Below are 23,266 nucleotides of genomic sequence, written 5' to 3' on the forward strand. Positions count from 1 at the left end.
GGATGCAAAATCGAAACTGCTTAAACGATACTGAAGGTAGTGTTGCATCAGATAGTGGAATAGCCTTGATATAGGGCTATTTCACTGACCAAATTTCGATTTAATATCTATAAAGGGATACCTTCATGGATACAAAATCGAGATTACAAAAACATTATGGACACAAAATCGAAAATATATACATTAATGGGGGAAATAGACGCGGAAATTAAAAGCCCAGGCGAATACCTGGTTTTTGCGCTAAGAGCAGTTGCAAGGAGTGTTGATAGAGACGACACTCTTCTTTTATGTATTTTGGTAGAGGTGGCTCCTTTTTTATGATTGGGTTATGTTTCACCTTTGTATATTGCTTCTGTCCATCTTCTATGAGTGTTATTATAAGCGTTGCTGTGTGAGTATTAGTACTTTGATAATTTATCCTAATGGACCAGGTTTCCCCTATACAAGGAAAATTATGAACTTACTTAGAAATATTAGGAAAATCATTGACTTTATTCCAGTTAAATTCCAGAATAGTAATTAATAGTCATAATGTCCTAGTTTAGATAAAGCGTAATTTATTTAACGTAAAGATTAGGAAGGTAATAGAAATGACAAATATTGCACATATTCGGAAAATTGATAAACAGATTCAAACTATTGAAGAACATTTATTAGAAGTAAAGGAGCTTGCGGAGAGTTTTGGTGACAAAATTGGTGTAAGGCATATTGCGGGATTAGCTGGCATGCTGCATGATATGGGTAAATATACCAAAGAGTTTTCTAATTACATAAAGGCAGCTGTCTTTCATCCAGAAACAGCTCCCGCTCGTGGCACAGTTGATCATTCCACTGCTGGCGGAAAACTATTATATGACTTATACCACACGAAAAACATAAAAGAAATTCCTGCAAGATTAGCAGAGATTGTTGGAAATGCTATTATCTCACATCATTCTTATTTAAAAGATTTCTTAAATGAAAACTTGGAATCCCCCTATTTAAAAAGAGTTCAGAAGAGTGACCTAGAAGAGTATCCTCGAACAAAAGCAATGTTTTTTAAATCAGTAATCAGTGAAGCCGACTTTGCAGATTACGTCGAAAAAGCAACAAAAGAGTTAAAAATATTCCTTGAAAAAGATAAAACAAAAACGACTGAGCAAAAATGTATGTTTTTAACCAAATTCATTTTTAGCGCACTAATTGATGCTGACCGAACAAATACAAGATTATTTGAAGAAAATAAGTCGCATATCCCTCCAGATAACCGCAAACAGTTATTCAAGTCTTATTATGAAAAATTAATGAAGAAAAACAATTCTTTTCTAAATCATAAAGATGCAAACACGCCAATTAATGTGCTGCGCAGAAAAATGTCTGAGCACTGCGAGGTATTTGCAAAGAAGCCCTCGGGAATTTATACATTATCCATCCCCACTGGTGGAGGAAAAACATTAGCGAGCTTGCGATATGCACTCAAACATGCTCAAGAATTTAATAAGAAACAGATTATTTATGTGGTTCCTTTTACAACGATTATTGAACAAAATGCCGAGGAAGTCAGAAAAATATTAAAGGATGATGGAAATGTTTTGGAGCATCATTCTAACGTAATTATAGATATTGATGAAAATGATGAAGATGAAAACCATGATGGCATTATGTGTATTAAGGAAAAATTAAAGTTAGCAAAAGATAATTGGGATTCTCCTATTATTTTTACCACAATGGTCCAATTTTTAGATACGTTTTATGCCAAAGGTAGTCGGAATATTAGAAGGCTACATAATTTAAGTGAAGCAGTAATTATATTTGATGAGGTTCAAAAAGTGCCGGTATCTTGTATTTCCTTATTTAATAGTGCGCTCAACTTTTTAAAAACATATGGAAACAGTAGCATTGTGTTATGCACGGCAACACAACCAGCGCTTGATTTTGTAGAGTATCAATTAGAAATATCACCAGAAGCAGAGATGATCGAGAACATTGACGATGTTATCACTTCGTTTAAGCGAGTAGAAATTATTGATAGAGCAACCCAAGAATCATTTAATAATGACAGATTGGCTGTTTTTGTTGAAGAACAACTAGAAACAAGAAACAGTATTTTAATCATATTGAATACAAAGGCGGTTGTAAAAGATTTATTTGAAAAATTATCTTCCCAGCTAGCTGGGATTCCAATATATCACTTAAGCACTTCGATGTGTGCCGCACATCGAAACAAAATTATTGAAGAAGTAAGAATTCGCTTGAAGAATAAGGATCCAATCATTTGTATTAGTACGCAATTAATTGAAGCAGGTGTAGATGTTAGTTTTTCATGTGTTATTCGTTCACTTGCTGGTTTGGATTCCATTGCGCAGGCTGCGGGTCGTTGCAATCGTCATGGGGAATTAGAGATTGGAAGAGTATATATTATTGACCATGAGGAGGAAAAGTTAAGTAAATTAAGAGAGATTGAAGTGGGGAAACAACTAACTAAAATAATCTTAAAAGATTTGCAAATGGATCCATGTAGTCATGGTGGACATTTACTATCTCAAGATGCGATGAGAAATTATTTTCAAGGATACTATAATGGGCTTTCAACCCGCTCAAATTATTACGTGAAAAAATTAGATAACTATCAAACGAATCTACTAATGCAAAAACGATCTGAAAATAATTATTGTAAAGCTTACAGGCATCAAAATAAAAAAGAATTGCCGTTATTTCTTGCTAATAGTTACGGAACAGCTGCTCAGTATTTTCAAGTTATTGAGCATGAAACCACTACTGCCCTTGTTCCATTTGAGGAAGGAGAGGATATTATTGCTGACTTAAATGGTGATGAGACAATCGAGGAACTTGGTAATTTGCTTAAAAGATCTCAACAATTTAGTGTAAATTTATATAAGCATGAATTGGACGAGCTAGAGCGAAATGGAGGATTAGAAACGGTATTTGATGGGCAAATATTTGTTTTAAAGAAAGGAGCTTACAACGAAAAGTATGGAGTAGACATAAAGAATGAGAGTGGAGCGGGAGGGTACTTTTTTTGAAAATAATTTAAAATCTATCTCGATGGTAGGTACCTATTTAGTTTGAAATATATTTTAACCCGTGCAGTTATCAGCGACTCTTTGGTCTAAGCATCAAAAGAGAGAAGATTATAAATTCATAATCTATGAATTAATAATCTAATTAGTTAGAAAAAAGGTGAAATTCGGAGGTGACTTATGAGAAATTCAATAGAATTTGAAGTTTATGGATCATATGCATTGTTTACGGATCCACTAACGAAAATGGGCGGAGAGAAAATGACGTATAACGTACCTACATATCAGTCATTGAAAGGTATAGTCGAAAGTATTTACTGGAAGCCCACTATTATGTTTATTATTGATGAGGTTCGGATTATGAACCAGATTAGAATGGAGTCGAAAGGTATTCGACCGATTGAATACTCTGGTGGGAATACATTGGCGAATTATACGTACTTGAAGAATGTGCGCTATCAGGTAAGGGCTCATTTTATCTTTAACCACCACCGTCCTGATTTGGCATTCGACCGTGACGAAAATAAGCATCATAACATTCTTAAACGTTCGTTGAAAGCTGGTGGAAGAAGAGATATATTCCTTGGTACACGTGAATGTCAAGGATATGTTGAGCCGTGCGAGTTTGGCTCCGGAGAAGGATATTACGATCATCTAGAAGAAATGCCTCTTGGAACAATGGTCCACGGTATTAATTATCCAGATGAAACAGGATGCAATCAAATGGAAGTTCGCCTATGGAATCCAACAATGGAAAAAGGAATTATTCGCTTTAAACGTCCAGATCAATGTACGAATATTCGAGTGTTACGTGAAATGGAACCGCTCACATTTGATCGTTCTAAAATTGAATCGGCGGACGCGTTATGGGAGCAGTTTGAAGCTGAGAGGTGAAAAGGATGAGTTGGCTGCTAAATTTATATGAAACTTATGAAGCGAATATCAGTAGAGTAGGTGCAATTGAACAACGGCCGAATGGACAGGAATATACATTACTCCCAGTATCTCATACGACACAAACAGCGCATATTGAAGTGAGAGTAACGCCTCAAGGAGATTTTCACTCTGCTGATGTCATTACGGATAAGAACAATGCTGTCACTGTTATACCAGCAACTGAAAAATCATCAAGCCGCGCTGGAAAAGTAGTTGCTCCGTATCCATTACACGACAAACTCATGTATGTAGCTGGTGACTTTGCAAAGTATGGAGGGAAAATTAAAACTGATGAGAATCCTTACGATGTCTATATTGGTCAATTAAAGGAATGGGCAGAATCTCCTTATGTGATTAATGAAGTAAAAAGTATCTATACGTACTTACAAAAAGGTCATTTGATTAAAGATTTAGTGAAAGAGAAGGTTTTATGGACAGATGAACATGATTTACTACTTTCCTCATGGAATAAGAAAGATGCGAAACCTCCTATTTTTTCCGTTGTAACAGGTGGACAAGAAAGTGCCTTTATACGATTTACAGTTCATCAGCCTGGAGTCTTTAATCTTGATGTGTGGAAGAATATGGATATGTATGAGTCTTTTAAACAGCATTATAATGCAATGCTCGGGGATGAGGATGTTTGTTATGTTACGGGTAAGTTACTTCCTATTACAGAACGACACGCTAATAAAATTAGAAATTCAGCTGACAAGGCGAAACTAATTTCTGCGAACGACACTAATGGTTTTACTTTTCGAGGACGTTTCAAAGAATCAGGTGAAGTGGCAAGTATTAGCTATGAAGTTTCACAAAAAGCACATAACGCATTGAAATGGCTAATAAATAAGCAAGCAAAAATAATTATTGATGGCAGGGTATTCCTTGTTTGGGGAATTGATTTGGAAGAAATTCCAGATATAGCTGAAGATAGCTCCATTTTTGCGGCAGATGAAACGGCAGATGAATCGGAGAGTAAGACGATAAATGAGAACACAATGAAATATTATGCAGAACAAATCTCAAAAGCTATTTCAGGTTATAAGGCAAAATTACAGCCGGGTGACAAGGTTCAAATCTTAGTTCTTGATTCCGCAACAACAGGAAGAATGGCCGTGTTATACTACCGAAGTTTAGATAAAGCCTTTTATTTAGATAAGTTAAAGGAGTGGCATACCAGTTGTGTGTGGTGGCATCGATATCGTAAGAATCAAGTTGGTAAAGTCCAACCGTTTTATGGGGCACCTGCACCAAAGGACATCGCATTTGCTGCATATGGAGCAAATGCGAGTGACAAAATTGTTAAAGGTTTGGTAGAAAGGTTGATTCCTTGTATTGTCGATGGTCGTCAAATACCGCTAGATATTATTCGGAATACTATAAATCGTGCCTCACATCCAGAAGGAATGGAAAACTGGGAATGGGAAAAGACTTTAAGTATTGCTTGTGCATTAATTAACAAGAAGGAGGGTTATTCAGTGGCATTAGATAAGGAGACAAACGATCGCGATTATTTATTTGGTAGATTGTTAGCAATTGCAGATGTGCTGGAGCGGAATGCCTTAGGAGATGATAAGCGGGCAACAAATGCTAGAAGATATATGAACTCATTTGCTCAACATCCAGCTAGAACATGGACAACCATACAGTCAGCATTACAACCATATCAAGCTAGATTGGGAGAAAATGTCTGGTATTATAATAAACTTTTGGATGAGGTTGGCTCTCGTATTGAAATGGATAATTTTAATAATAGGCCACTTTCAGGTCGGTATTTACTAGGTTTTTACAGCCAACGGCAAGATTTATACCAAAAAAAAGATAAACAAGAAAATATACAAGAAGTACAAAATAAGGAGGAAGAATAGAATGGCGAGTTTAGACCACAAAGTTGATTTTGCAATAGTGTTTTCTGTAACAAAAGCAAATCCAAATGGTGACCCTTTGAATGGTAACCGTCCGCGTCAAAATTACGATGGGTATGGAGAAGTTTCAGATGTAGCTTTGAAGCGTAAAATTCGCAATCGTCTATTAGATATGGAAGAGTCAATCTTTGTTCAATCTAATGATAAAAAAGCAGACGAATTTAATAGTTTGAAAGAAAGGGCAGATGCGAATGAGGAGTTGGTTGCGGCATTAAAAGGGAAAAAAAATAATGCTGAGCTATATGCAGAAGTTGCTTGTAAAACATGGTTCGACGTTCGAAGTTTTGGGCAAGTATTTGCTTTTAAAGGAGCAGGTAAAGGAGTGTCAGTCGGGGTAAGAGGACCTGTCTCAATTCATACAGCAACAAGTATAGATCCTATAGATATTACGAGTATGCAGATTACCAAAAGTGTAAACTCAGAAACAAGTGAATCAAAAGGGTCGGATACGATGGGGATGAAACATCGTGTGGATTTTGGGGTGTATAAATTTTACGGTAGCATAAATACTCAGTTAGCAGAAAAAACAGGTTTCTCTAATGAGGATGCTCTTAAACTAAAAAATGCATTGATTACTCTTTTTGAAAATGATGCTTCCTCAGCGAGACCTGATGGAAGTATGGAAGTGCTAAAAGTGTGTTGGTGGGAGCATAATTCAAGGCTTGGGCAATATTCGTCTGCTAAGGTTCATCGACTTCTTGAAATAAACAAACTGAAAGATGAACCCAAAAGTTCTGAGGACTATGAAATTATTGTCCATGAACTAGATGGATTAAAAGTAGAGATTATCGATGGTCAATAATGAAGAAGAGGAGTATTTAATGCTATCTGGCATTCAACACTTCCAATTCTGCAAGCGTCAGTGGGCACTCATTCATATTGAGCAACAATGGGAAGAGAATGTTCGAACGGTTCAGGGACAACATCTTCACCAAAAAGCAGACAAGCCATTTATTAGAGAAAAACGTGGTGGTAAGCTCATTGTTCGAGGGATGCCTATTAAGTCAAATGAACTCAATCTAACCGGAATATGTGACGTAGTGGAGTTTATTAAGGATACTAAAAGTGGTGTTGAAATTAATGGTTTAGATGGTAAGTTCAGAGCGTATCCAGTTGAGTACAAACGCGGAAAACCAAAATCAAATGAATCTGATGTATTACAATTGATAGCGCAGGCCATGTGCTTAGAGGAAATGCTTCTATGTGGGGTAGAGACGGGCTATTTATATTATCATGAAATTAAACATAGAGTTGAAGTTTCAATAACAGAAGACAAGAAGGATAGAGTAAGAAAAACTGCTGCAGAAATGGTAGATTATTATAATAGAAGACACACACCTAAAGTAAAAACAGGTGCTTTTTGCACTCGGTGCTCCCTTCAAAATATATGTATGCCGTCCTTGATGAATAAGAAAACTGTGAAAAGTTATATTGAGGGGAGGGTTAATGAGTGAAAAAGTTACTGAATACTCTTTATGTTACTCAACCAGATGTTTATTTATCTTTAGATGGAGACAATGTAGTCGTTCAAAAAGAAGAGGAAAAACTTGCACGAGTTCCTCTTCATAATCTGGAGGCTATCACCACTTTCGGTTATACAGGTGCAAGTCCAGCAATCATGGGGTATTGTGCGGATAAAAACATTTCATTATCGTTTTTTACAAAGAATGGACGTTTTCTAGCTAGAGTAATTGGAGAGAGCAAAGGCAATGTAGTTCTAAGAAAAAAGCAATATCGCATTTCTGATAATGAAGTTCATTCTGCAAAAGTGGCAAGAAATTTTATTGTCGGGAAGATTTACAATAACAAGTGGATTATTGAAAGGATGACTAGAGATTATCCACTAAGGATCGATGCTAAACAATTCAAAGCTGTTTCTACGTATTTGTCATCTGTAATCCGTGAGGTTAGGAACTGTGAGGATTTAGAATCCTTAAGAGGTTGGGAAGGTCAAGCGGCTGTTAGTTATAATAAGTTGCTTAATCAGATGATTTTACAACAGAAAGAGGATTTCTTTTTTCATACTCGTTCTAGAAGGCCTCCGCTAGACAACGTTAATGCGATGCTCTCCTTTGCTTATTCTTTGTTGGCAAACGATATGGCAGCTGCATTGGAAGGAGTTGGATTGGATGCTTATGTTGGTTTTTTACATAGAGAACGACCAGGGAGGCCTTCCCTTGCATTAGATCTAATGGAGGAATTACGGGGTGTTTATGCTGATAGATTTGTACTCTCACTAATTAATAAAAAGGTTATGAACAAGGATGATTTTTTTATAAAAGAAAATGGTGCGGTCATTATGACTGATGATGCAAGAAAAAATTTTTTATCTGCATGGCAGAATAAAAAGCAGGAACAGATTACCCATCCCTACTTAGGAGAAAAAATAATGTGGGGACTGGTTCCTCATGCACAGGCATTACTATTAGCTAGATATTTACGAGAAGATTTGGATGAATATCCTCCATTTTTCTGGAAGTAGGTGGTGGTTTGCTAGTATTAATTACGTACGATGTTAGTACAGTGAGTAGTGGTGGTCAGAAAAGATTAAGAAAAGTTTCAAAGGCATGTCAAAACTATGGTCAACGAGTTCAAAATTCAGTGTTTGAATGTGTTCTGGATGCTACACAATTTGAATCTTTGAAATTTGAGCTTATAAGTATCATTGATGTGAGCCAAGATAGCCTACGATTCTATCGTCTAGGAAATAATTATAAATCAAAAGTTGAACATGTTGGTGTTAAGGAATCTCTAGATATAGAAGGCACTTTAATTATTTAGGTGCGAACGTGATGTGCACATAAAATAGTAAGAGGTTTCGCACCTAAATGCTATACTGTTTGTCTACTATTTTATAATCATTATAAAAGATGTCCTTTAATTAACAAGGAAGTAGCGAAATTTTCATTTTAAAAACTATATATGGTGTTTTTTATGAAAAAAATCGCTGTCGCACTCCATGTGAGTGCGTGGATTGAAATCTACATTATTAGTTGCGACACTAGTTTTAGTTTCGGTCGCACTCCATGTGAGTGCGTGGATTGAAATATCAATAACAGGGTCAGCCATCTCCCATCCGTTACGTCGCACTCCATGTGAGTGCGTGGATTGAAATCGTTGTAATCGGTTTGCCATTCCATGTATAGCCGTCGCACTCCATGTGAGTGCGTGGATTGAAATGGTTAAGATTGGTGAATTAAATAATTATGGAAATGTCGCACTCCATGTGAGTGCGTGGATTGAAATTAGTAACTATGATGATAGATAACACTATGCAGATGTCGCACTCCATGTGAGTGCGTGGATTGAAATAAGTTACTGTCTACGCTGTTTTTTGGATTCTGCGTCGCACTCCATGTGAGTGCGTGGATTGAAATAATACTCATGACTAATACGCCTTTAAATGAATCAGTCGCACTCCATGTGAGTGCGTGGATTGAAATCCTAGTGATATGACTAGAAAACAAGTCATACTATCGTCGCACTCCATGTGAGTGCGTGGATTGAAATTTTCCAAATGTCAGCAAAACACTTTTTCCATGCCGTCGCACTCCATGTGAGTGCGTGGATTGAAATATTATATTACCCCCACAATAGAAAAATAGAAAACGTCGCACTCCATGTGAGTGCGTGGATTGAAATCCATTGTTTCTGCGCTAGTGCATCTTGTTGTTTTTGTCGCACTCCATGTGAGTGCGTGGATTGAAATTGCTTGTTCTAAATCAGTAGAGGGCAAATAGTTGAGTCGCACTCCATGTGAGTGCGTGGATTGAAATAACCAGATGCAAATGGGCAAATATCGAAAACGGAGTCGCACTCCATGTGAGTGCGTGGATTGAAATAAAAACGTTTAAATACCAATCATTAAACATATCAGTCGCACTCCATGTGAGTGCGTGGATTGAAATTAACACCTGCCCCGAGCTCGTTTGCGTACCATCGTCGCACTCCATGTGAGTGCGTGGATTGAAATAATGATGGTATTTCTGAAAGATAATGCCATTTTGCGTCGCACTCCATGTGAGTGCGTGGATTGAAATACTTCACCTATATCAGTTGCCTTTTTCCATGCAACGTCGCACTCCATGTGAGTGCGTGGATTGAAATATTGAAACACTTTAGCGCACTTTCCAAATCATCTTGTCGCACTCCATGTGAGTGCGTGGATTGAAATTTCTTTATGTGCAATAATAAAGGAGTTTGTGAGTGTCGCACTCCATGTGAGTGCGTGGATTGAAATGGGCAATAACTCTTGTTTAATAGGTTTGTCGCTAAGTCGCACTCCATGTGAGTGCGTGGATTGAAATCGAAAGGATAAAGCGGAATTAACGAAGTTAAAAGTCGCACTCCATGTGAGTGCGTGGATTGAAATGATAGTTGCGACGGACAAGCGTTACTCGGTATCGGTCGCACTCCATGTGAGTGCGTGGATTGAAATTATCGGCATAAACGAAAAAATACGGCCCGCATCATCGTCGCACTCCATGTGAGTGCGTGGATTGAAATGGTAATATCAGCAATTACTTATCAGCTTAGCTTGTGTCGCACTCCATGTGAGTGCGTGGATTGAAATATATAGCCGGAGTTAATGAATTTCTCTCGCTTGAGTCGCACTCCATGTGAGTGCGTGGATTGAAATACTTAATGTACGAGACGATTCATTCATGATGTTCCCGTCGCACTCCATGTGAGTGCGTGGATTGAAATAATTAGGCAACTTTGCGAACGTTGGAATTGGTCCAGTCGCACTCCATGTGAGTGCGTGGATTGAAATCTCCTAATGTTTTGATTGCTAATACACCTAATAGTCGCACTCCATGTGAGTGCGTGGATTGAAATCTAAATGTTGAGCGACACATTCCCGGCTACATTCGTCGCACTCCATGTGAGTGCGTGGATTGAAATTAGTAAACTCGTTTGCTACCGATTTAATTAGCGGTCGCACTCCATGTGAGTGCGTGGATTGAAATGTTGATCATGTTGCCCTAAATCCACAATTTGTAGTCGCACTCCATGTGAGTGCGTGGATTGAAATGCAGATGTAACATCATACGACAATGGTGTTATTCCGTCGCACTCCATGTGAGTGCGTGGATTGAAATAACAACGTTTAATAATGAATGGTTGTGTCTAGTTGTCGCACTCCATGTGAGTGCGTGGATTGAAATTCCCTCAACAGCTATACTAAAGTCTTGCCCTGCTGGTCGCACTCCATGTGAGTGCGTGGATTGAAATAGAAAGTATCTTATATGCTTATAACGGAGTTGCAAGTCGCACTCCATGTGAGTGCGTGGATTGAAATGCTCTGGTTTATTAGGAAATACAGAGGCTATTGAGTCGCACTCCATGTGAGTGCGTGGATTGAAATAAGTCTGTTTACCCAGTATTTAAGCACGCTAACAGTCGCACTCCATGTGAGTGCGTGGATTGAAATAAATTGCTTGTCACTGAAAGCAAAGGAAATCGGGGTCGCACTCCATGTGAGTGCGTGGATTGAAATATCATTTGAGTATGCTGTAAGAATAGGTAAATATCGTCGCACTCCATGTGAGTGCGTGGATTGAAATGTATACACTATCCCTTGCATTTCTCCACCGTTGCGGTCGCACTCCATGTGAGTGCGTGGATTGAAATGTAGTAATAACTCCCCTGCTTTTGTCATTTTAGCGTCGCACTCCATGTGAGTGCGTGGATTGAAATTAGTAGACTAGCATTATTCATTAGAAAACTTGTCGTCGCACTCCATGTGAGTGCGTGGATTGAAATAAGAAGTCATCCTCGCCCGCGATCTCGTCACTTGTCGCACTCCATGTGAGTGCGTGGATTGAAATGCTATGGTAGGCGAATAATATTCGAACAGTTTAAGTCGCACTCCATGTGAGTGCGTGGATTGAAATTCCACCATCATAACCTTGCTTCCAGTAACGATACGTCGCACTCCATGTGAGTGCGTGGATTGAAATGGCTATAAGAAGCGTTGAAATTGAGGAGAATAAAGTCGCACTCCATGTGAGTGCGTGGATTGAAATACCTCGCTCATATTCTCATAGCAAGCGATAAAGAGGTCGCACTCCATGTGAGTGCGTGGATTGAAATTTAAATAAGAAGGAAGTCTATCAACTAGCTGGAGTCGCACTCCATGTGAGTGCGTGGATTGAAATATCCAACTGTGACGTTATACTTTTCCAATCCAATGTCGCACTCCATGTGAGTGCGTGGATTGAAATAACTTACGATTTTAGTGTATATAGCTATAGGTTGGGTCGCACTCCATGTGAGTGCGTGGATTGAAATTAAAGCTAGAATCTGATGATACGCTTCTGTCCACGTCGCACTCCATGTGAGTGCGTGGATTGAAATATCCCATCGCAAGTAGCGGTATAAATACTCAACGTCGCACTCCATGTGAGTGCGTGGATTGAAATCAATTGACTGACGTAGGCTTGCGAATAACCGATTGTCGCACTCCATGTGAGTGCGTGGATTGAAATTAAGTACTCAATTGATTAATCAAGGGTACTTTTTGTCGCACTCCATGTGAGTGCGTGGATTGAAATCCAAACCATGTCATCTTTTCCATGTGAGTTTACGGTCGCACTCCATGTGAGTGCGTGGATTGAAATAGGAAATGATGGCGCAACCACAAACAAGCATAGACGTCGCACTCCATGTGAGTGCGCGGATTGAAATGAGCGTAAATATGGGGCAAGCGAAACGGATCCTTGTCGCACTCCATGTGAGTGCGTGAATTAAAAATATTTCGCACTTCTTATGAAATCATGATAGGCAAGCATATTGATTTACATATGAAAGTAATGGTGCGTGTGGTCTATGTCGGTTTACTTGTTAATGTAGTTTTGTTGACATTTTATATATTAATCTATATAAGGTGTTAAAACTAACTGTACAATGATAAGAAGTGGGAATACAAGATTAGCAAAGGAAGTATCAATATTCGCAACAAGAGTTATATTTTTAGCAGCTATTATAGGTGGGATATTATATTTTATATGGTAAAACAATTATGAAAACGGATTAGACAGTTGGGCTTGTTTTCTTTTTTATAGTTTCTTTCCGCCCTTATGAGATTCTTTGAGAAATTTATCCAATCGCCCGTCATCTTTTCTACTGTTTTTATTAGGTTTTTTACCTTGTGCACCTAAATGAGTTTCTTCAAGAAACCTATCAAGACGGTTATCATCTTTTCTGTCTTTGCTCATTTAAAATCACCTCAGTCTTTTTGTTATCAGTTCTGTCGAATATCCTTTCAATTATTTCATTTTTATCTTGTTTGTTCTTATTAATTACATAAGTTTTTCACCCCTTAGACTATTTCTATTCATCTCATATTAATTAAATGATTGATAAAAATATTGTAAGATACTGTCTTATTTCCATTTGCAATTGTATTATCCAAAGCTGAATCTGATAAATCTTATTGATTTTTAAATCCCGGTAAATTAACTACGCATGTCGAATGCGGATACAAAGTCTACGCCTGCCTAATATAAGTGATGATACTTTGTATTTTAACAACATCTACTAGCATTATCTTTGTGACCCAATTCACTTGAATTATCCGGCTTTAGAATAATCTTAAGCATCTACTTCATAACTTGCACTAATACTTTTTTAATTTCAATTCCATCTTATATACAGTTTTTGTCCGTCTGTTCTGGATTTTTCCACCGGCTTATAAGATTCAGCTAAATGATGGACATTCTTGCCATTAGTTAACAGTTCACACTATCTGTATCATACTGTATTAGTCAAATTTATTAAACAGACCACCTGTTACCAACTTGCTAACACATTTGCTGGTTCGAACCCAGTCGGAATCATACTTAACAGAAGCCTGCATCTCTTGTATATCAAGGTGTATAGACTTTTATGATTTTCTTAGTATAGTTTCAATATGCTAACGGTAAAATCTCAAGTCTAAGCACTAAATATAAGAAAGATGTGAAATTAAATAGGCATAATTATTCAGGCTGAATTTATAATGATTTAAGGTATAAAGAATAAACTTACTTAAAAAATATAAATGTAATACTTTTTAAGTATTATTCTTTAAATTGAAGATCAAGAAGTTTACTACACGGTCCAAAATATATTCAAAAACAGTATAAGTGTACATCAAGATTTTAGGGAGTCTAAATAAAGTATAAGTGAGTATATAGGAGTAAACACAAGAAAATAAATTTTGTGAATTATTCACTCAATTTAAGTTTACATAACGTCTTTGTTTTGAAATTTCTGAATTTTAGACCGTGTATTTTTAGGTCTTGAAACCCTTGGGATTCTAAGGGTAAAATAGGGGTGCAGTGAAAATAGCCTCGACTAATTTAGAGGATTAACACATCTGACTAAAGGAACCTTTTCGATACACGCATACCTCGTGAAAATAGCCTCGACTAATTTAGAGGATTAACACAGTCTCTGAAATACTTTCTTTTAGAATCCCCTCTAATGCCGTGAAAATAGCCTCGACTAATTTAGAGGATTAACACAACTTTTACCGTACCTTGCTCAACATAAAGCGTTACAGTGAAAATAGCCTCGACTAATTTAGAGGATTAACACCTATAAAGAGCGGCCTCAGCCAAAGCGATTTCTTCTATGTGAAAATAGCCTCGACTAATTTAGAGGATTAACACTCCAAAACGAACCTCATATTCTTTACTTTTTGTGAGCGTGTGAAAATAGCCTTGGCTATTATAAATTTCTCCCTTTTCTATTTCTCCCAGCTGTAATGGATATTTGTCTTATAAGATTCTGAAAGATTTCTTTTTAAAAAATTAGTAATTTTGCAATTAATGTATTTTTTTGTTTTTTTTTGAAGGGAATGTAAAAATTTTATCGAATCTAGTATTTTACTATAATTTTGTTTAAGGTGGTGGAGTAATGAGTAATAGGATTAAGATTGAACAACAACATTTTTTGGAAGCATGGTCTCATTTACAACGAAGTGGATCCAATGCTGCCGGTGTTGATGGCGTTAGAATAAGTGACGTAGAGGATGATCCATTTACTTTTATTGAAAGTGTAAGTAACAAGTTGAGTAACGGTTTATATGTTCCCTCAGACGTAAAGAATCTCTATATTGAAAGAAATGGAAAAAGCCGAGTTGTAGGAATACTCACACTAGAAGATCGTCTTATTCATTTAGCAATAAAAGACCACATAGAACCATGTTGTATACACAAATTTCATCCAAATAGTTATGCATATCAACCAGGTAAGTCGGCGACAAAAGCTGCAGATAGGATAGAGAAGTGGGTTAAAGAGGGATATGAGTGGATTGGTGAGTCAGATATACGCTCTTTCTTTGATGAGATTAACCACGAAATATTAAGAGACCGATTAGAAGCGTTTATCAATGATACACACTTGGCATCTTTTATCATTTATCTGTTTAAACATAAAAACAGAGGTATTTTGCAAGGAAGTCAATTTCACCAATAATAGCTAATGTATATCATCAGATCACTAATGAATTAATACCCCCAAAAAGAAAACCTTCACAAGCATTTTTACAAATTATTGTTAGCGCAAAGATGATCTCCAAGAAATATTTCTACATTAAATCTACTCTCATTAAGACACAATCAGGAGTGTTTTTTCGATATTTAGCATGATGAATCTTCTACATATTTACAAAAATATTGCGAAAAAATGACAATTTTCTTGTTTTTTCCTAAAAAATAGTATAATTTTACTAATTCTTATAATAAAAGCAGATGTTTTTGTTGTATAATGTTACCATATTTCGTTTGAATCTTACTGCTAAAGAGGAGCAAGCCAATATGGAAAGAGCTTTACTTACACAATTCTTTTTCTCATGTCCTGTTGAACTATCACTTTCCTCCAAAAGTAATCCCGCGCAATCTTTTACATATAACAAAATTACCTTTGAAAATGAAACCACCATTTTATCCCGGTTATTAGAGAACTTAAACACTCCTTGCTATGAAGTGGTGTGCTGGTTACTTATTGATGAATCAATCACTAGAAGGGACATTTTCAAAATAGAAACTTATTTTGAAAAACAACTTACTAACCTAATTGGTGATGAATGGGAATTTGATGTGAAGTTAGTTCCATATAATCACGTATATAGTATGGAAAATTATTTACTTACCATTGAACCACACTTACATGATTTATCTAGAAGGTATACGGATGAAATCTTCGCGCAAGTTATTGTAAATAGTCACCTCCTCCCCTTTCAAGCTATCTTCCTAGAAGGATTAAGGCAGTTTGAAAATCGATATGCTAGTTTGTATGTTTCAGACAAAAATTCGCATGTAACCATTATCACACATCATGCTGAGCCAAATATGAAAGATTGGTTTACACAGTTTGACCTTCTTATTTTAGATTTTGACTATAAGGCTGCCTTTGAGTTACTTAAAGATCTACCAGATGACCGCCCCATAATTAAAGCATTAGAGAACGTATTGCTAATGATGATACAGCGATTGAACTTTTCCTTTGAGAATGCTTACAAGTACGTAGTGGAATGTGAAAAATATCTAACTAATGGAAAAGAGGCAATCATTGAGACGAAGCATATTTTAAAAAACTTACTATCAAAAGACGAAAAGGTGCGCGATTTAGAGAGAATCATAGAGTTGTATCGTCATATTGAAATGTACGTAACCATTGATGATGTGCCTTCTTTTTTAGTAAGGTTTTATAGAGTAAGAGAAGCTGTGTTGTTTTACTTGCTCAGGTATGCACGAACTTCCAATGAAATCTCTGCACATGTAGGGAAAAAATCATCTATTTATCAAGTGTTTGAACACTTAGAAGAGCTATATGACAATTGGGAAATTGATGGGCACTATGGCGCCTATTTCTACTTAAAGAGTCAAAATGTCGCCAATATACTTAATGTAAGAAATAAAAGTTTCTTAGGACATTCAAGAGCAGGTATCCAACCTAAGCAGTTATGGCATTCTTATGTAGGCTATAGTCAAACTACAATGGCAAAGGCCAAAAAGCGATACTTAATGGATATAGATTTAGCTTTGCGAGATTTAGGTGCTCAGCTGGATGATAATGTTTATTCTATAAATATGTTAATTATCGAGTTAGCTAAACAACTCAAGAAAAGTGGTGAAATGAATGAGACATTTACTCCTTAACCTTTGGAAAAATGAGAATGACTTCACACAAATAGAAGAGTCGATTAGGCTCATAACACAGGCGGGACACAAAGATATACATATGTATATCTTGAATATTGGTTGTGAGGAGATCAGTGATATAGACTCATCTTTTAGTGAAATTATAAAAAGTCAGCCAACCGTACACATAACAATTATTCGAAAAAATATAGCTGAGGTAACATCAATTGAAGATTTCATTAACAATCTGACAGCTATTTTATCTGAAATCGTACTAGAACAAGATAGAATATATCTTTTACATAATCAAAATCATCCTAGGTACTATCATGCTTTAGTTCATTATTGTTCTCAGGTGTTTCAGAGTCAGACAACCTTCTTATCTAATCAAAAAAAACTATCATTATCGATAGAGGCGTATGTGTCCGACCGAGATGAATATCATAAAATGTATGACTTAGTGATGTCTGGCAATTACCGTGCGGCTAAAATTTTAGTGAACAATCAGCAAAACTATGCATTGAACACGCTCCTTGATCTAGGTAACTCTCTATTAACCTTACAAATACACAATACTACGAGAGGTGAAAACCCTTTTGATGTATTAGCCTCTGTTCTTGAAGATGAAAAATTATGTGATAAAGAAGAACAGTTATTTCTTGAGATTCTAAAAGGTGTTCAACAGGGTGAACAGGAAGCGTTTATTTATTACTTATATGAATATGCGAGTTTTCTATATAAAGAGGAAGATTTAGTCGACTTTATTGTTCTCTACTATCGCTTGGTTGAGGAGTTACTATTGTACGCATTGGGTTGGAATGCAGATGACAGAAATCGATTTTTCATACGAAAAAATGCTGCTTTTTCACTTCCATTTCCTAGATGGCAGTTAACAAAGCACTTCCATCGTTACCTAAAAGCTCTTAGCCAGTATGTAAGAGGGTTGGAAACTAATATAGGGGTAAAGATCCGCAGAGATAAATGTGTAGGTTTAGAAAAGCTAACAAAACAAGAAAAATATTTTGTTGAAATATATTTGCTGTTAAAGGATAAAAAGCTAGAGGAGTTCTTAGACCTTCGTCATGAAGGCATTAGTGGACATGGATTCGCCGACTTCTCCAAAGAAGATTTCATAAAAACATGCGGAGGAATACCACCTTTGGAGAAAATAGATACCATCCTTGAAAAAATGAACCTAGTTCCTCCCTATTCGATATTTGAATTGGTGAATAGGGGGATACTGGCTTTGGCGGGGAAGGAAAACACTCTAAAAATTAACTTAAATAAGGAGTTATTATGAAAAATCTGATTTTTTGTACAGTAGGCTTAACCGCAATAGGCAAAAAAGATGCTATCTTTTCCGAAGAACATTTAAAAATAATTAGTGAATTAGCTACCCTTGAAAAATCTTATAATAATGATGACGTTGATACTTTTAATTCTATAGAAAATGCGATTAAGATTTTATCAGAACCTTATAACAATAAACTAATTAACGAACCTTGGGAAATCTGGGATGGGGATGAAAATCATAAGGATAATTGGTGGCTCTTTCCGGCCGAAACGTCAAGTATATTAAGAATTTTACAAAGATTAGATTTGAGTTTAAATGAGACAAAAATTGTGTTTTTAGTTTCAGATACCTTTAAAGCATATGTTAGTGCAAAGATTCAAACATACATTCTTCAACAAATGGGCTTCAAGGAAGACTTGATTAAGATTGAAGTTATAAAATTTTTTCAGATGAAAAATATTCAAACGTTTATAGATAAGGGAATTCCTAATTTAGTGCAAGCAATAGAACGCTATATTGATAATAATACATATCAGCTTTTTAATATTACAGGAGGCTATAAAAATTACATACCGTTAATAACACATATAGCGTCGTTTTATAGCAAAGATATGTATTATGTGTTTGAAGAATCTGTATCAAATGGTATAGATTCACTTGTTAAAATACCCAAAATACCAACATTGAATAAGTTATTAGGAATTGAAATGATGCATTCTGATATTGTACGAGAACTTCTTTCATCTGTAAAAAAAGTTGGCTACATATCGAAGGAAGTTGCAATAGAAGAGAGTAAGCGTATTTTGCTCGATTATTTGCCTAGTAATGAGGATAATTTATATGAAATTCTAGAGGCGTATTTGTCGTTTATTCATGATTTTTTAGAGTTGAGAGATGGTAAAGTTGATTTGACAATGATTGGTGAGGTATACCTTTATTTACTTAACAACGAAGTTGAAAAAGTAAAAATACAATCAGACAGATCAATAAATTCAGACGTCCATGTTAAACGCAAACCAGATTCAATTGAAATCTACAAAAACTTACCAAAACAATCAAAGTACAATCGTGAAAGGCCGGCGTTTCTTATAAATTTGTCAGGTCACAATATTGTAGAACGAAATGAAAAGCTTGAGGAATACCAATACATTAAATACCTCATTGAAATAGATAATTTTGACGAAAACAATGAACAGTCAAAAAAAGACAATATCATAAAGCTACCTAAATTTAAAAATGAGTGGATGGAAATGCTCACAATAGATTTTCCTCAGATACTTATGGATAATAATAAATCATTTTTTGATTTATTAGTGTGTCAAAAGTTTTTTAGTGTATCTAGAATGCTTACAGATGAAAGAATCATGCAAATTTCGTTAAATGAGTCAGTTAATATTTCTCTCCGAACTTATATATATCGATTATATTCTTTTATTGCGCTACTTAATCATGGTGACGAACAAAATGAGAAATTTAAAAAGCAAATTTGCAATGCGTTTTTTAAGGAATACCAGCGTTTTATTGAATTTATTGAACAAACAAATTTTGATAGATATATTTTACCTGAGGATATCCAATCTTTTATTAGTAAAATCACGAAAAAATCTATTAGAGAGATAAATATTGATGTAACGATAGATACAATCATAGAGTTATCTATTAAGTCCTTTAAAAAAGTAGATATATTTTATAAAAATGAATTACATGCTATAAAACAATACACTCGTAAAGTTATTCATTCTTTTAATTTACCAAGATATGATTTATTAGGTTCGTGTATGAAAAATTTCCGATTTGGCATATTTAATATTTCTTTAACTCAATTAATTAATTCGGTAGCGCCAAGATTAATAGCTGCATTAATTATTGGTCTAGTTCCTTTTGTATTAACTGGGGAAATATATGAGTGGTATGCTCAGCAATATTTAATTCAAAAAAACTCGACTTTTCCGATTATAGCGTTGTCAATTATCTTTCTTTTTATAACCTTTCTTTATTTACGTACAGAGATTAGAAATATAATAGGTTATGATAATAATAAAGTGTTTAAGCGTTTACTTTATATTTTTTCCTTAGGTGTTATTTATAGTACGATTTTAACCTTTCTGACTGCTCCTTTTGAAACATATTATATTGAAAAAGAAATTTCGTCACTAGGGTTACAGCCTTTTACTTTTGCTAATTTTCGATTTTATTCAGCTGAATTGGAGCTTTTCAGAATATCAGCAGCGCTTCTATTTGCTGTAATTTTACAAATGGTGTGGGAAGATAAACCAATTACACAACCTTTATAATAATGTAAATTGATTGTCACAATTTAAGGTGGAAGAGAGGTAAGAAATATGATTGATTTAGAGCAACTTAGCAAGGCTAGTTCAAAAGTTGAAAAAAACTATGATCTGCAATTAATAACCACTTTATTAATGCATGGATCAGAATTGAAAAAAGAGGCTGAAGTGAGGATTCCGTCAATAAAGGGTGTGTACCGGTATTGGTGGAGATCACTTCAACATGACATTTCAGCTGAAAAATTGCTAGAAATGGAAAAGCAGTTATTTGGAGGAGCAACGAGTGGAAAAGAGAATAGGGGAAATAAATCCATTGTTACGTTAACCAATACAAATTTAACTGATCGACTTCAAATGAAAGTCTGCCCGCACAAACAAACAAGGTTTTCATCCCCAGGTATAAAATCAGGAGAAGAGTTTACTATTAACCTTCTTGTGAACAAGAAAGATGAGAATTCCTTAACTATGTTTGATTCTTATCTTCAAATTATGTTTATGCTTTCTGGATTTGGTCAGCGCAGTAGAAGAGGAGCAGGAGCATTACAGTTAAAGAAACATAATTGGACAACAATAGGTGATTTTCAATCAGAACTAAAAAATCTATTAACGCTTGTAAAGAAAGATGTATATTTTACATTTCCGTCTGATAGAGCAAAATCTTGTATTCTAGAGTGTCAAAGGAACACGAGTAATCATCCAATTCTAACGGGTGTATGGATCGGGAGACCATTTGAAAATGATGAGATAGCTAGAACAAGCATTAGTGAAGCAGGTCACGAAGCAAATCCAGGAGGAAAGAAACAGTTTTTAGGCTCTGCCAAACCTAGACAAGCATCCCCACTTCATGGAACTGTTCGTAAAATTGGACATCAATATTATCCCATTATTTCTGAAGTAATTACTGGTAAAGATATGAATAGTAAGTATATTGATGCTCGCAACAAATTTTTGGATTGGCTAGGGGTGAGGTTATGAATAAAGAATGCTTATTGCTTGTGAGTATAGGACCAGTTCAATCTTTTATTGCTTCAGCTAGAAAAGTAGAGGATTTATGGAGTGGAAGTTATTTGTTGTCATATTTGGTTAAAAAGGCAATTCTATCTTTATTTGATAATGCAGAAATCGAAGATATTGAGGTAGAAATGATCTATCCATCACAGAATAGACAGACATTAAATGAGCTGTCACAAGGTGAGTTAGTCGAAACACCTTCTTTACCAAATCGTTTTATTTGTAAAGTAAAAGCTTCCGAAGAAAAGACTGCTGCTCTTGCTAAACAAATTGAAACAAAGGTACAAAATGAATTATATTATCTCTGCAAGGCTGCTATTGATGAAAAAGTGTTTACCAGTTCGCAAGTAAAAAAAGATTTAATGATTAAGCTCATGGAAGAGCAGGTGAATTCGTTTCTTGAAGTATTTTGGACAGTAGAATTACTTGAAAATGAAAAAAATTATGAACTAGCTAGAACACGTATTGAAAAACGTCTTGCTGCGATTAAAAATAATAGGCCAATCAAACAAGTGGTTCAAGATGGACTTGTTTGCACTGTTTGTGGTGATAGAGAAGCTTTACATGAGCATGAATATGAAGAAAATGACCGAATTGGGAAAATGAAGAATAGTTTGAAAGCAACTTGGGATAAAAGAAGCAACTTATATAAAGGCAACAAAGATAATGTTGGAAGAATACGTGACAATGAAGCACTTTGTAGTATTTGTCTAGGTAAACGTGTTGCACGTGATTATTTCAAAGTAATAAGAGAAGTAGGAACAAAGTACTTTAAAAGTTTTCCCCCTATCCGTGAAATTGCGGAGGAAGAAACGTATTACGCCATAATTATGATGGATGGCGATGACATGGGACAATGGTTCTCAGGGAAAAAGGGTGATGCTAACGGTGTCTCTATCCTTAATCAACAAAGGATCAGCAAAAGGCTTGAAATTTTCTCTAAGCAAGTTGTACCTGAGTTAGTGAAAGAATATAAAGGAAAACTGATTTACTCTGGAGGAGACGATGTATTAGCCTTTGTACCGTTACATTATGCTTTGTTACTGGCAAAAAAATTAAGACAAGCATTTTCAAGTGAAGACAAGGGCCTTGGAGAACTAGCAACTGCATCAATTGGAATGGTCGTTGCACACCAAAAAGCACCATTAGGACAATTATTAACCTATACGAGAAAGCTTGAGAAAAAGGCTAAAACATACAAGCATCCTATTTCTTACAATGAAAAAGATGCGCTAGCATTGTCTGTGTTTACACATTCTGGAGAGGTACGTGAGGTTACTTTGCCATGGCTTTTAGATGGTAATGTAAAAAATACCAATGAGTCTAATTGGTCTATAGACCGATTAATAGACATTATTGATTTGTTAAATAATGAACTTTCATCGACCTTTTTATATACATTTGCACAGGAATTTCTTCCGTTAATAGGGTCCCAATATGATAGGAAACTATCCGTTTTTGAGTATGATAAATCTTTAAATGAAGACTTGTTTATGTGTGAAATGAAGAGGTTGATTGATCGTGCTAAAGTCAATTATGAAATAAAGACTAATGATTATGCAGAATGCATGCTCCAATTACATAAATTGGTAAGTTCGACTCTACAATTTATTCACTTATTAGAAATACTTCGATTTTTTAATAGGAAGAGGTGAGTGAT

At 35.6% G+C, this 23,266-nt stretch carries 14 protein-coding genes and 2 CRISPR repeat arrays; of the genes, 13 read left to right on the forward strand and 1 reads right to left on the reverse strand.

Features of this window, described 5'->3' with window-relative positions; genetic code table 11:
- Nucleotides 1–590 precede the first annotated feature (590 nt).
- The 7 genes from cas3 (at nucleotide 591) to cas2 (ending at nucleotide 8,662) form a co-directional block, all read left to right on the forward strand.
- Nucleotides 591–3,023, forward strand: a complete 2,433-nt coding sequence (gene cas3, locus EJF36_RS06540; RefSeq protein ID WP_125905544.1) for a CRISPR-associated helicase Cas3' — start codon at nucleotides 591–593, stop codon at nucleotides 3,021–3,023.
- 177 nt (nucleotides 3,024–3,200) lie between these two features.
- Complete coding sequence (gene cas5c / locus EJF36_RS06545) at nucleotides 3,201–3,914, forward strand: type I-C CRISPR-associated protein Cas5c (RefSeq protein WP_125905545.1); 714 nt, start codon at nucleotides 3,201–3,203, stop codon at nucleotides 3,912–3,914.
- A gap of 5 nt (nucleotides 3,915–3,919) precedes the next feature.
- Nucleotides 3,920–5,824 (forward strand): type I-C CRISPR-associated protein Cas8c/Csd1, encoded by a 1,905-nt coding sequence (cas8c, locus tag EJF36_RS06550; RefSeq protein ID WP_125905546.1) that lies wholly within the window; start codon nucleotides 3,920–3,922, stop codon nucleotides 5,822–5,824.
- 1 nt (nucleotide 5,825) lies between these two features.
- A complete protein-coding gene (gene cas7c / locus EJF36_RS06555; RefSeq protein WP_125905547.1) occupies nucleotides 5,826–6,683 on the forward strand; it encodes a type I-C CRISPR-associated protein Cas7/Csd2 in 858 nt (285 codons plus the stop codon).
- On the forward strand, nucleotides 6,673–7,335 hold the full coding sequence (cas4, locus tag EJF36_RS06560; RefSeq protein WP_125905548.1) for a CRISPR-associated protein Cas4: 663 nt from the start codon (nucleotides 6,673–6,675) through the stop codon (nucleotides 7,333–7,335). The genes cas7c and cas4 overlap by 11 nt, the downstream gene beginning before the upstream one ends.
- Nucleotides 7,332–8,363 (forward strand): type I-C CRISPR-associated endonuclease Cas1c, encoded by a 1,032-nt coding sequence (cas1c, locus tag EJF36_RS06565; RefSeq protein WP_125905549.1) that lies wholly within the window; start codon nucleotides 7,332–7,334, stop codon nucleotides 8,361–8,363. The genes cas4 and cas1c overlap by 4 nt, the downstream gene beginning before the upstream one ends.
- Nucleotides 8,364–8,371: 8 nt before the next feature.
- Entirely contained in the window at nucleotides 8,372–8,662 is a 291-nt protein-coding gene (gene cas2 / locus EJF36_RS06570) for a CRISPR-associated endonuclease Cas2 (protein ID WP_125905550.1), read from the forward strand.
- Nucleotides 8,663–8,830: 168 nt separating this feature from the next.
- Nucleotides 8,831–12,637: direct repeats of the CRISPR family, unit length 32 nt; unit sequence GTCGCACTCCATGTGAGTGCGTGGATTGAAAT.
- 305 nt (nucleotides 12,638–12,942) lie between these two features.
- On the opposite strand, the gene EJF36_RS21450 is transcribed toward cas2, so the two are convergent.
- Nucleotides 12,943–13,101 (reverse strand): hypothetical protein, encoded by a 159-nt coding sequence (locus EJF36_RS21450; protein WP_185806840.1) that lies wholly within the window; start codon nucleotides 13,099–13,101, stop codon nucleotides 12,943–12,945.
- 1,104 nt (nucleotides 13,102–14,205) lie between these two features.
- A CRISPR array of direct repeats spans nucleotides 14,206–14,538; the repeat unit is 36 nt; unit sequence GTGAAAATAGCCTCGACTAATTTAGAGGATTAACAC.
- A gap of 247 nt (nucleotides 14,539–14,785) precedes the next feature.
- On the opposite strand from EJF36_RS21450, the gene EJF36_RS06575 reads away from it, so the two are divergent.
- The 6 genes from EJF36_RS06575 (at nucleotide 14,786) to cas10 (ending at nucleotide 23,261) form a co-directional block, all read left to right on the forward strand.
- Entirely contained in the window at nucleotides 14,786–15,346 is a 561-nt protein-coding gene (locus tag EJF36_RS06575; RefSeq protein ID WP_125905551.1) for a reverse transcriptase domain-containing protein, read from the forward strand.
- A 341-nt stretch (nucleotides 15,347–15,687) separates the two neighbouring features.
- Nucleotides 15,688–17,031, forward strand: a complete 1,344-nt coding sequence (locus tag EJF36_RS06580; RefSeq protein ID WP_125905552.1) for a hypothetical protein — start codon at nucleotides 15,688–15,690, stop codon at nucleotides 17,029–17,031.
- Nucleotides 17,012–18,313, forward strand: coding sequence for a hypothetical protein (locus tag EJF36_RS06585; protein WP_125905553.1), 1,302 nt, complete (start codon nucleotides 17,012–17,014; stop codon nucleotides 18,311–18,313). Before EJF36_RS06580 ends, EJF36_RS06585 begins: the two co-directional genes overlap by 20 nt.
- On the forward strand, nucleotides 18,310–20,601 hold the full coding sequence (locus EJF36_RS06590; protein WP_125905554.1) for a hypothetical protein: 2,292 nt from the start codon (nucleotides 18,310–18,312) through the stop codon (nucleotides 20,599–20,601). The genes EJF36_RS06585 and EJF36_RS06590 overlap by 4 nt, the downstream gene beginning before the upstream one ends.
- Before the next feature lie 48 nt (nucleotides 20,602–20,649).
- The gene (gene cmr1 / locus EJF36_RS06595) at nucleotides 20,650–21,570 is read left to right on the forward strand and encodes a type III-B CRISPR module RAMP protein Cmr1 (RefSeq protein ID WP_125905555.1); all 921 of its coding nucleotides are present in this window, start codon (nucleotides 20,650–20,652) and stop codon (nucleotides 21,568–21,570) included.
- Entirely contained in the window at nucleotides 21,567–23,261 is a 1,695-nt protein-coding gene (cas10, locus tag EJF36_RS06600) for a type III-B CRISPR-associated protein Cas10/Cmr2 (protein WP_125905556.1), read from the forward strand. Before cmr1 ends, cas10 begins: the two co-directional genes overlap by 4 nt.
- Nucleotides 23,262–23,266 lie beyond the last annotated feature (5 nt).

Origin of the sequence: Bacillus sp. HMF5848, assembly GCF_003944835.1 — a bacterium.
Taxonomy (GTDB): Bacteria; Bacillota; Bacilli; order Bacillales; family HMF5848; genus HMF5848.

What these genes read in the sequence shown, in the direction of transcription:
- EJF36_RS06585 (WP_125905553.1), top strand. Translation starts at nt 17,012, where the DNA reads ATGAGACATTTACTCCTTAACCTTTGGAAAAATGAGAATGACTTCACA.
- EJF36_RS06580 (WP_125905552.1), top strand. Translation starts at nt 15,688, where the DNA reads ATGGAAAGAGCTTTACTTACACAATTCTTTTTCTCATGTCCTGTTGAA.
- cas5c (WP_125905545.1), top strand. Translation starts at nt 3,201, where the DNA reads ATGAGAAATTCAATAGAATTTGAAGTTTATGGATCATATGCATTGTTT.
- cmr1 (WP_125905555.1), top strand. Translation starts at nt 20,650, where the DNA reads ATGATTGATTTAGAGCAACTTAGCAAGGCTAGTTCAAAAGTTGAAAAA.
- cas8c (WP_125905546.1), top strand. Translation starts at nt 3,920, where the DNA reads ATGAGTTGGCTGCTAAATTTATATGAAACTTATGAAGCGAATATCAGT.
- EJF36_RS06575 (WP_125905551.1), top strand. Translation starts at nt 14,786, where the DNA reads ATGAGTAATAGGATTAAGATTGAACAACAACATTTTTTGGAAGCATGG.
- cas7c (WP_125905547.1), top strand. Translation starts at nt 5,826, where the DNA reads ATGGCGAGTTTAGACCACAAAGTTGATTTTGCAATAGTGTTTTCTGTA.
- cas3 (WP_125905544.1), top strand. Translation starts at nt 591, where the DNA reads ATGACAAATATTGCACATATTCGGAAAATTGATAAACAGATTCAAACT.
- EJF36_RS06590 (WP_125905554.1), top strand. Translation starts at nt 18,310, where the DNA reads ATGAAAAATCTGATTTTTTGTACAGTAGGCTTAACCGCAATAGGCAAA.
- EJF36_RS21450 (WP_185806840.1), bottom strand. Translation starts at nt 13,101, where the DNA reads ATGAGCAAAGACAGAAAAGATGATAACCGTCTTGATAGGTTTCTTGAA.
- cas10 (WP_125905556.1), top strand. Translation starts at nt 21,567, where the DNA reads ATGAATAAAGAATGCTTATTGCTTGTGAGTATAGGACCAGTTCAATCT.
- cas4 (WP_125905548.1), top strand. Translation starts at nt 6,673, where the DNA reads ATGGTCAATAATGAAGAAGAGGAGTATTTAATGCTATCTGGCATTCAA.